This is a genomic window from Mesorhizobium sp. A556 (assembly GCF_054489545.1).
In genome coordinates this window covers 123,556-131,856 of record NZ_JBTMXA010000011.1, presented here as the reverse complement: position 1 = coordinate 131,856, position 8,301 = coordinate 123,556, and the positions used below count along the sequence as shown (strand labels likewise).

Sequence of the window (8,301 nt, the reverse complement as noted above, 5' to 3'; positions counted from 1 at the left end):
GACGATCTCTTCCGCACTGTGTCTCTTTCTGGCCATTTCTTAAGTCCTCCATCGGCTCAAAAGCCATACATAAGGGAGGACCACTTTTCAGGGGGCAGACCACAGGCCTGACCTGCACCCGACAATGCTCTCCGTAAAAGCGACCAGTCCGGTGCAGAAGCAATTGGTAATAAGCCTTGCTAATAGTGTCCGTTTCCTTCCTCTCGCCGCTGGCGCTGTGATCATATTGAGTGAATGGTGAAAATCGAACGTGGAAATGAACGTGGTTTTCTTCAATTTGGTCAAAGAGCAGTTTTATGTACGCCTTGCACAAATCCTTCTTGGATTTGGCTTTATTCCACTTCACCTCTGAGTGCTTCGGTACGCCAAAGGCTTCCTTCAGACATAGCATCTCTTTTCCTATAATAGCGGCACGTGAGGGGATGACCGCTAATCCGCCAATGCTCATCCATTCAGAAGTGCGGATGTGAGACTCGTCGCAGAAATACAATAGCGGCTGTCTATTCGCTCCGGGTGGTTCCGGTAAATGCACTGCATATCCCCAATAACGCCTTGCGAGTCTCTATCTCTCGAGACTTACTCCCCGCCTTCAAGCCCTATCGCAACTACGCCTCTATGATCTCTCGCGGGGCCGCTATTGGGCTGCGTGCACCGGCCCCGGTGATGGCGCTTGTACTTTCCCGGGTTGGGTGCGGACGGGCCTATTACCGATCTCGCAAGACCCTTTCAACCTGGCTATCTCGTCCTGATGGTTGCCGCCGCCCATCGATCCCATGGGCAAGCCGATGAGGAACACGCCGACCGCGTCATTTGTGGCTGTAGCGCTTTGAACTGCAGAAAGTTCATTGAGCCGTTGCATCTTGGCCGGCGTGCATGCCTCGCCCGTCCGAACGGCCCTGATATTCTGAGGCGGCGTCGCGCAGCCGGTCATAGCGACCAGCGCGCACACGGTCAGTATTCTGAGTTTCATTCGATACCCCCGAGCCCCGGTTCCCCACCCGATCTAATCGTCATTTGGGGCTGGATACAAGATAAACGGTCCGAAGCGTCTGTTCGCGGTGGCTGTCATTCTCGGAACAGTACGCGCGGGCGCGCGAGGGGAGGCGGCCGGCGTAATTATATAGCAGCTTAGACGCGTCGACAATGAACCCGGACGCGGCATAACCGAATAACGTTCTCACTCGCAAATCCCGTAGAGGATACCGGCGCGGTTGCGGCGGGAGAGGTCGGGGTTGTGGTCAATCTGCATCGGAAACATTTACCACTCTCCCCGGCAGACTGCTAGAGTGTCGGAAAAATGGAGGGGATAGTGGGAAGGACACTTGCTGCGGTGCTGTTCGCAATGTCGATTGCGCAGCCGTGCTCTTCTTATGCGAATACACTTCCCAGCGGGCGAGCGATTATATCTACTACGGGGTTGTACCAAAGGTGCCTCGCGTACAAGGACGTTTTTGAACACCCTAATACGGACCATAAATGGCAAGTCCTAGCCGACGCTGGGATATGCATGAGTACAATTTCGGGGATGAATGGCGTTCTAAATAGTCTTTCGGGGGACGGGTCGTTGATCCTCCCGGTGTGCTCCAACGATGCAACGATCCAGCAATTGGCCATGATGTACGTCAAATGGGTCGCGGACAACCCGAGCTATCTTGACACCTCGGCGTCCCGCTCGTTCATAACCATGATGCTCCAAAGCTATGCTTGTCGCGGGGATCATCCATGGAGCGGGCAATTTAGGTAGCAGTTTCAACCACAATGCACCTTGAGGCTACCGGCCGGGTAAAGAGTGTAGCCGCCGAACTCAAGCGGACCGTCCACGTGAACAACCATTGAGGGCTTGGTTCCGTCGCCGCACGCCATAATCGCGTTCTCCCGGCTGATCGGCCAATCTTCGATGATGCATTTCGTCATGTGACTGCCGTCCAGCTTTGACAGGACGAAACCAGAATGTCGGTAGGACTGGACCTTTGTCTGGCAGGCTGCGTCGATCCATTCTTTCGGCGGCGCTGCTTCTTCGCCATGCGTGGCTGCACATGCCGCTTCAACAGCGGCGGCGCTAGCCGTACTGGCATCGGGGAGCCTCCCGGTTTCGCAAATATCCTCGTAATTGTCTGATGAACCTACGGGGGCGGATATGGCCGGGCCAAGCGGCATCAGGGTTGCAACAGCGATCAACGCAAAAAAGACTTTCGACCTTATATTCCCCTCCTGCCCGAGAGCAGTTAGCGCCGACAGGAGAAGGAGTTCAATGATTATCCGCCGGGATGAAGCTTCGGATGCCGATTGAGTACACCTATGCCGTCTTAACCTTGGCTATCCTGCTACGCGGCTTTCCGCGCTGACGAACAGCAGTATGCCTTACTGATCGAGACGGAGCATTCGTTTCGGCGGCTAGGTGGTAAGGCTGTACGAGGATTTCAGCCGGGATGTGCCACTCACGGTTCAGCTTAAAAACCATGTCCATCGACAGGGCGCGCTTGCGGCTCAAAATTTCAGATGCGCGTGGACGCGAACCAAGGATTCCAGCAAGGGAAACCTGAGTAAGCCCGGCCATTTCCATATAGGCTTCGATGTATTCGATCGGGTCAAGCGCTTCGATAGGCCAGTGGATGTTTTCGTAGGCTTCAACGAGCGTTGCGAGAATGTCGAGTTTATCACCCTCGGAAGTTCCTACATCCGCGCCCCAAAGGCGTTCGATTTCCTTCAGAGCGGCTGCGTGGTCTTCGTGGGTTTTGATAGGACGGATATCCATTTCAGTCTCCTAGAAAATTGACACTGTAAGGGCGTCGATCCGGTCATATTCAGCGTGGGTGCCTAGAAATTTCACGAATGCGATCTGTCTGCGAAAATCGAACGCGACGATCATGCGGTAGTTCCCGCCGGAGATTTCAAAGCGCACCCGATCATTGTTCAATGCCTTAGCTTTCGGGAAGGAGGCCACAACGTCCAGCGGAGTGTTCCAAGCCGAAGCCTTGGTAGTCTGATGCCAATGGGTCAAAGATGGCCGCGCCTCAGGATGCTTCGCCCCATATTCGACTAGCGTGTTCTGAGAGATAATACGCATTCAAGCCCTGTTCCCACATTGGGAACATACGGTAGCACTACCGCGTTTTCAACTGAAAAGTGGAATGTCACGATAAACGTGAAAGTCAGTAGGCCATCCAGCCAGCAGGCAACTCAAACCTTTCATCAGCATAGCATCAATAGGGGGGTCTGGGGCTGACGACAACGATCAGCTTCGGGTGCTTAGGCTGAGGCAGGACGTTGTCGATCATAGCGTCGTCAATTCTCGTTGCTCCCGCGAATTTCGGAAGGTTCGGCGTCTCGCATGGCCTGAACTTTATTTGCAGCCTCTACCGAAAGCGCGGACCAAATTTCCTGGAGCCGGTCGGCTGCCATGTAGATGGCGTCGTCAAGGTCTTGCCGATTCATATCTTCCACGATCCGGTCAAAGTCCTGTTCACCTTTTTCGACCAAGTCGTATATCTGCGAGGCTTGGTCGAGTGTGAGATCAGGGCGCGAAATCGCCTTAGGGATTTCCGCCGCAAAGCGCCGCGCAAGTTGGGCCTGTTCTCCTAGTAGGGCAATCCAGTCCGTGGCCATAATCACTCCCGAGTGCAGAGCAGCATCTCGCTGGCCCTGGTGTTCGTCAAGGTGATTGCGGAGCGCAACGGACATTCCCGGACACTACCGGACATGGGTGGACGCCCTATAACGCTTTGATTTAATTGACATTTTGTTGTTACGTTTGGTCCGCCTTCATGCTAAAATCTGCTTCGTTGATTTGGAGGCAGACATGCGATTTTCCGAGCCAATGGGTGACCTGATCCAGGTCCGTGTGGCGCGCGACGAAAAGAGGCGTTTAATCGAGATTGCCCGCCAGCGGGGCATGACGCTTTCGGATTTCCTGCGCAAGACCGCGACTGACGCGGCACGCAGGGTGGCGGCATAGCCATGGTCCAATACGCTCCGCCCATCACCCTCGTGCAGCTTTGGCATCTCCACAAGCGGGAGTCCCGTGCCATCGGCTCGATTGTCGCTGATGCCCGCGCTGGCAAGCTTACCGGTGTCGAAGCTCACCCCTCGGGACATGGATTTGCAGTCGTGGACCGCAATGCGGCTTTCGCGGCAATGAAGAAGGATAATTCGATATGACCGAGGTTCCCGCTACGACAGGTGGGCGACCCCGCCGACATCGTAAACACGGTCGGAAGCGTCTACGGCCGAAACGATAGCCTCAATCAGATGGCCCGTCTGCGTGCTGCCATTCGCGGTGACAAGGAAGCGGCCGAGGGCCTGAAGAAAGCGACCGTCGAATACATGATGAAGCGCTTCGTCGGGAATACGGAAGTCGCCACGAGCGGACAGCCGGGTCTCAAATCCGATCAGTTCCAAAGCTTCATCAGGGATAACAGGCAGTCTCTCCGGGCAGCAGGATTTGCCGAAAACGACCTTGCCGCCATGGAAGCAATTGCCGCCGATCTACAGCGCGCCAATCGCTCGGTTGCGGGTGTTCGCATTCCGGGCGGATCGAATACGGCGCAAGACACGCTCGCGGCCGGAAATCGCAGCATGTCCAATTTCGGACGCCTGCTTTCCATCGCCGGTGCGGGTGCCGGGGCGCTGTTTAATCCGCTGGCTTCCATGGCTGGCGTCATGGGTGGGCAGGCGGTTTCCGCCATGCGGCGCGCCGGGCTTGAAACGGTGGACGATCTGATCGCGGACGCCTTGCTCGACCCGAGAGTGGCACGGGTGCTGCTGTCCAAGTCTCAGTCGCGGCCCGACGAAGGCGTCTGGAAACTCCTGGCCTCGCACTACGGCAACGCGGCCAGGGTTGCGGCAGCAATGGGCACCGAAAAGCAGGTCAACCAGCAACAGCCGACGCCGTTGCCGAAAATCCATCTCGATTGAACGGAGAACACCAATGACAGAGAAAGTCCCCGAGATGCTCGTCTTTCGTGATCTGATCGCGGAAATGGATGCCTATAGCGATATGGCCGTCGATAGCTTCTTTTCCGATGAGGCGGCAGCCCGCTTCAGGGAATGCATCAAGGAAGTCGAGGACTGGCAACCCGAAGACGAGCCGTCTTTCGGCGTGCTGACGAATGGCCTGTTCGCGGCCATCATAGGGGCCTACTCCCTGCACAGCGTCACCATGCTGCATGAAGCGAATGGAAACGGGGAAGCTGCCAGCGAAGCCTTCTGGAAGGCGCAAGACTTCCTGCGAAAAGCCGTCGCCACCCTTCAGTTATCCGTCCAGCACGCGGCCGGCATCACACGCAAAGTCGCTACTTCCCCCAGCACGACGCATACCATCCAGTGAGGGATATGCCTGCCAAATCAGGGCGCGATACAGGACAACATGAACGAAGATACGAAATTTCAGCCAGGCAAGTCAGGCAACCCGAATGGCAGGCCGCAAGGCTCGCGCTCCAGGAAGCTTGTTGCTCTCGATGCTCTCGCGGAGGGCGAGGTTGAGGCCATCGTACGCGCCATGATCGAAAAGGCGAAGGAAGGCGATGCCGTTGCCGCCCGTCCAATTCTGGACAGGGTATGGCCGGCGCGCAAAGGCGCTCGGGTCCCCTTTCAGTTACCGAAAGTCACCAAGGCGGAAGATTTACCAACTGCGTTTGCGGCCGTCATTGATCAGGTGGCAGTCGGAGAACTGTCACTCGATGAGGGGACCTTGATCGCCGGGTTGCTTGACGTTCACAGGCGGACTTTCGAAACGAGCGAACTAGCGGAGCGCCTCACTGCCCTTGAGGAAAAGCTGGGAGCCAACAGATGAGCCTGCATGCCCGCGTTCAAAAGCTCGAAAGGACCCACGGCGAACAGTCGCCGCTCTGTTTTTCCATCGAGGCAGACAACCAGACGGAATGTGACGCCAGGTATCTCGACCTGATGTTGTCCGGGGAATGCATCGTGGGCCGCCGACATTCCATCACCGCCGTTGTGGCTGGTGCGGTAGATCGGCAAGATTTCCTGCTGCTGGCGCATGAGGACGCATTGGAGCACCTCTAATGACAAATACCATCCATTCCCGTCTTTCACGACTGGAGCGCTCGTTCCTGCCGCCTGAGCGTGGCCCGATAGGCGTTTACCTTGTCACCACGGACGAGGACGAAGCGGCGGCACGGCAAGCCATCCTGGCTGATGATATCGATCCGGCAGACAACCGCATTCGTATCATTCGCCTCGTTCCGCCGGAGCACGCCTATGACATTGCAGGCTAGATTGCTGAAGCTTGAGCGCAGGGCACGGTCGGACCCGTTCGACAGCCTGTCCGATGAGGAACTGAACGCCGCGCTTCAAGCCGTGACGTGGAAGATTGAAGCGCAGGTGGGCATGCCGATTGCGGATTATCACGACCATCTCGCGCGGCAGCTTGCGGGCGAAGAATTGCCGGAGGAACTCGGTGCCAGTTTCATTCGCCAATACCTTGCGAGCGACAATGCCCTTGTGACGGCACGCATGGCGTTGGGTCACCGGTAGAGCGGCAGGGCCTTTGATAAACAATCAAGGAATTCGAGATGGCACAGCACGGCGGTAGCCGGCCGGGAGCAGGCCGCAAAAGAGGAAGTGTCAGCGAGGCCAAACGGATCATAGCCGAAATACCGCCGCCGCTGGGGCTGCTGTGACCGCCGTAGCTGCGCCTCTCATTGCCGAGGCAACGCCAGAGCCCACCCGCCGGGAACTGATCGGGCAACATCTGTTTGCCCTCAAGAGGTTGTGCGAAGAATATTCTGGAGAGCCGTGGCAGATTTTCGCATGCACCGCAGGCGACGGGCCGTCTCGTATTCTCGCGATCCACGCGGATGATGAGTTGCACGACCCCTACGGCATCATTGGCCTGCCCATGCGTTACGGCAAGCCGGTGGTAGGCGGTGAAGCATGATGACCGTCAGTGAAGCGCAGGAATGGCTCGAGCTTTCAGGAAAGCCAGCCCGGAGCGCCAGCAAGAAGCCCTGAGAATACTGAGAGAAGCGGCGGCGGCTCAAAAGGTCAAGCAGGTGAAGTCATGAGCGATGCAAACCTCTTGAGGCTCGAAGCCAAGTTCCTCGCGAACAGAAATCTGGAGGAACAAGCTGCCGACAGCGTGGAAGACCTGGACGCAGAGTTTGACCGGCTGCGTAAGCGCATGCGCAAGGCACAGCGCAAGCTGGAGCGCAAGACGCAGGATGGTGCCCGGCTATTCGAAAAGATCATGGACACCCGCGCCACGACGCTTGCCGGCCTGCTTGTGAAGATGAGGGATGGGTGGAGTTCGGATGACGAAAGCAGCGAAATCGCCATCCTCAGAAGCCTGATGGCTGACATGAAGGCGATGACGGAGGCGCAGTCATGACAGCATCCCGCAATACCGACGCGGGAGGCGTGTTCGTCCTGTCGCTATCCAAGAACGACCTCGAAGGCATCGCCAGCACCATCGAGCGGCTTATCGACTTGCTCGACGCCATGAATGCCGATCCCGACCTTGAAGAAACGGGGGAAGCCGAGCCGTGGCTAGGATGGACCGACGCTGGACCACAAGCGCTCTTTTGCAATGAACGGCACGACGACCGCGAACTGGATGATGAGCGCGAGGACGTTTCCGAGGACGAGGGAGCCGATATCAACGACAAACCCCATGATGATGAGGAATTGGAGCCAAGCTTAGGTCGGTTGGAATTGATCGACCAGGGCGTCGGGAGCTATTCAGGGTCCGACTGGACCGAACCCACCCATAACGTGTCTTGCACGCTGCTCGCCTTCGATGGTGACGGATACGGCCTAGCCAAGCAGATGCTGCGCGCTAACGGCGTGGAAGCGTACGTCCGCACCTCTCCCGGCCTGTCAAAGCGAACGTTTGTGGAACGCGAGCACCGAATGCCGGACGGCTCGCTTATGCGGACATTTGTGCCAGTGCGGGAGGCGCGGTCATGACCATAGCAACCGATAGGGCGTTGATCGACGCGGCCATTGCAGCCGGCATGGTGCGGCACATTCCTCGCGGCGTTTCAGGCATCGACCCGACAACTGGTCACGGCTGGAGAGAAATCGGCAAGGCCATGCTCGCCAACGATAGACGCGCAAAGCGTCTTAACCGGAGTGAGAAGCCGCAGCCGGTCAAGGTCGAGCGTGCCGACACAGCCGAAGGCTTAAAAGCGCAACTCAGGCAGATGAGGCGCGACGGCATGACCTATGATCAGATCGCCGCAAGCGTGGGCATGGTAAAGTCTGCCGTTTGGCGGCACTGCCGGTGACCTATCTCGACCTGCTTTTCATCGTCACGGTCACATCGGGCATGATTGCCTATAG

General features: G+C 57.2%; 15 protein-coding genes and 1 pseudogene. 11 read left to right on the top strand and 5 right to left on the bottom strand.

The genetic code is table 11. From position 1 onward, the window contains the following. From ACX3P0_RS19815 to ACX3P0_RS19795, 5 genes and pseudogenes are all read right to left on the bottom strand, one after another. Positions 1-532: pseudogene (locus ACX3P0_RS19815) on the bottom strand (hypothetical protein); the annotation flags it as partial. 1,217 nt (positions 533-1,749) lie between these two features. Next, positions 1,750-2,157: a hypothetical protein gene (locus ACX3P0_RS19810; RefSeq protein WP_459091177.1), complete on the bottom strand. Its 408-nt coding sequence runs from the start codon at positions 2,155-2,157 to the stop codon at positions 1,750-1,752. 139 nt (positions 2,158-2,296) lie between these two features. Continuing rightward, positions 2,297-2,755 carry a helix-turn-helix domain-containing protein gene (locus ACX3P0_RS19805; protein ID WP_459091175.1) on the bottom strand — a complete coding sequence of 153 codons (459 nt, stop codon included), beginning with the start codon at positions 2,753-2,755 and terminating at the stop codon, positions 2,297-2,299. Positions 2,756-2,764: 9 nt separating this feature from the next. Further along, positions 2,765-3,067 (bottom strand): type II toxin-antitoxin system HigB family toxin, encoded by a 303-nt coding sequence (locus tag ACX3P0_RS19800; RefSeq protein WP_459091173.1) that lies wholly within the window; start codon positions 3,065-3,067, stop codon positions 2,765-2,767. Between the two features lie 218 nt (positions 3,068-3,285). Next, positions 3,286-3,606 carry a hypothetical protein gene (locus tag ACX3P0_RS19795; protein ID WP_459091171.1) on the bottom strand — a complete coding sequence of 107 codons (321 nt, stop codon included), beginning with the start codon at positions 3,604-3,606 and terminating at the stop codon, positions 3,286-3,288. Between the two features lie 193 nt (positions 3,607-3,799). Between ACX3P0_RS19795 and ACX3P0_RS19790 the strand changes: the two genes are divergently transcribed. From ACX3P0_RS19790 to ACX3P0_RS19740, 11 genes are all read left to right on the top strand, one after another. After that, positions 3,800-3,955 (top strand): plasmid mobilization protein, encoded by a 156-nt coding sequence (locus ACX3P0_RS19790; protein ID WP_459091169.1) that lies wholly within the window; start codon positions 3,800-3,802, stop codon positions 3,953-3,955. Positions 3,956-4,248: 293 nt separating this feature from the next. Beyond that, positions 4,249-4,914, top strand: a complete 666-nt coding sequence (locus ACX3P0_RS19785; protein ID WP_459091167.1) for a hypothetical protein — start codon at positions 4,249-4,251, stop codon at positions 4,912-4,914. A gap of 13 nt (positions 4,915-4,927) precedes the next feature. Continuing rightward, positions 4,928-5,326 carry a hypothetical protein gene (locus tag ACX3P0_RS19780; protein WP_459091165.1) on the top strand — a complete coding sequence of 133 codons (399 nt, stop codon included), beginning with the start codon at positions 4,928-4,930 and terminating at the stop codon, positions 5,324-5,326. 39 nt (positions 5,327-5,365) lie between these two features. Next, on the top strand, positions 5,366-5,791 hold the full coding sequence (locus ACX3P0_RS19775; RefSeq protein ID WP_459091163.1) for a DUF5681 domain-containing protein: 426 nt from the start codon (positions 5,366-5,368) through the stop codon (positions 5,789-5,791). Further along, on the top strand, positions 5,788-6,024 hold the full coding sequence (locus tag ACX3P0_RS19770) for a hypothetical protein (RefSeq protein WP_459091161.1): 237 nt from the start codon (positions 5,788-5,790) through the stop codon (positions 6,022-6,024). Before ACX3P0_RS19775 ends, ACX3P0_RS19770 begins: the two co-directional genes overlap by 4 nt. After that, entirely contained in the window at positions 6,024-6,236 is a 213-nt protein-coding gene (locus ACX3P0_RS19765) for a hypothetical protein (protein ID WP_459091159.1), read from the top strand. The genes ACX3P0_RS19770 and ACX3P0_RS19765 overlap by 1 nt, the downstream gene beginning before the upstream one ends. Continuing rightward, entirely contained in the window at positions 6,220-6,495 is a 276-nt protein-coding gene (locus ACX3P0_RS19760; protein ID WP_459091157.1) for a hypothetical protein, read from the top strand. The genes ACX3P0_RS19765 and ACX3P0_RS19760 overlap by 17 nt, the downstream gene beginning before the upstream one ends. Before the next feature lie 142 nt (positions 6,496-6,637). Beyond that, positions 6,638-6,898, top strand: a complete 261-nt coding sequence (locus ACX3P0_RS19755; protein ID WP_459091155.1) for a hypothetical protein — start codon at positions 6,638-6,640, stop codon at positions 6,896-6,898. A 123-nt stretch (positions 6,899-7,021) separates the two neighbouring features. Further along, entirely contained in the window at positions 7,022-7,348 is a 327-nt protein-coding gene (locus tag ACX3P0_RS19750) for a hypothetical protein (RefSeq protein WP_459091153.1), read from the top strand. Beyond that, a complete protein-coding gene (locus ACX3P0_RS19745; RefSeq protein WP_459091151.1) occupies positions 7,345-7,926 on the top strand; it encodes a hypothetical protein in 582 nt (193 codons plus the stop codon). The genes ACX3P0_RS19750 and ACX3P0_RS19745 overlap by 4 nt, the downstream gene beginning before the upstream one ends. Further along, on the top strand, positions 7,923-8,246 hold the full coding sequence (locus ACX3P0_RS19740; protein ID WP_459091149.1) for a hypothetical protein: 324 nt from the start codon (positions 7,923-7,925) through the stop codon (positions 8,244-8,246). The genes ACX3P0_RS19745 and ACX3P0_RS19740 overlap by 4 nt, the downstream gene beginning before the upstream one ends. Positions 8,247-8,301: the final 55 nt, after the last annotated feature.

Excerpts from the sequence above, each read along its gene's own strand:
- ACX3P0_RS19810 (WP_459091177.1), bottom strand. The coding sequence starts at position 2,157 with ATGCCGCTTGGCCCGGCCATATCCGCCCCCGTAGGTTCATCAGACAAT.
- ACX3P0_RS19805 (WP_459091175.1), bottom strand. The coding sequence starts at position 2,755 with ATGGATATCCGTCCTATCAAAACCCACGAAGACCACGCAGCCGCTCTG.
- ACX3P0_RS19800 (WP_459091173.1), bottom strand. The coding sequence starts at position 3,067 with ATGCGTATTATCTCTCAGAACACGCTAGTCGAATATGGGGCGAAGCAT.
- ACX3P0_RS19795 (WP_459091171.1), bottom strand. The coding sequence starts at position 3,606 with ATGGCCACGGACTGGATTGCCCTACTAGGAGAACAGGCCCAACTTGCG.
- ACX3P0_RS19790 (WP_459091169.1), top strand. The coding sequence starts at position 3,800 with ATGCGATTTTCCGAGCCAATGGGTGACCTGATCCAGGTCCGTGTGGCG.
- ACX3P0_RS19785 (WP_459091167.1), top strand. The coding sequence starts at position 4,249 with ATGGCCCGTCTGCGTGCTGCCATTCGCGGTGACAAGGAAGCGGCCGAG.
- ACX3P0_RS19780 (WP_459091165.1), top strand. The coding sequence starts at position 4,928 with ATGACAGAGAAAGTCCCCGAGATGCTCGTCTTTCGTGATCTGATCGCG.
- ACX3P0_RS19775 (WP_459091163.1), top strand. The coding sequence starts at position 5,366 with ATGAACGAAGATACGAAATTTCAGCCAGGCAAGTCAGGCAACCCGAAT.
- ACX3P0_RS19770 (WP_459091161.1), top strand. The coding sequence starts at position 5,788 with ATGAGCCTGCATGCCCGCGTTCAAAAGCTCGAAAGGACCCACGGCGAA.
- ACX3P0_RS19765 (WP_459091159.1), top strand. The coding sequence starts at position 6,024 with ATGACAAATACCATCCATTCCCGTCTTTCACGACTGGAGCGCTCGTTC.
- ACX3P0_RS19760 (WP_459091157.1), top strand. The coding sequence starts at position 6,220 with ATGACATTGCAGGCTAGATTGCTGAAGCTTGAGCGCAGGGCACGGTCG.
- ACX3P0_RS19750 (WP_459091153.1), top strand. The coding sequence starts at position 7,022 with ATGAGCGATGCAAACCTCTTGAGGCTCGAAGCCAAGTTCCTCGCGAAC.
- ACX3P0_RS19745 (WP_459091151.1), top strand. The coding sequence starts at position 7,345 with ATGACAGCATCCCGCAATACCGACGCGGGAGGCGTGTTCGTCCTGTCG.
- ACX3P0_RS19740 (WP_459091149.1), top strand. The coding sequence starts at position 7,923 with ATGACCATAGCAACCGATAGGGCGTTGATCGACGCGGCCATTGCAGCC.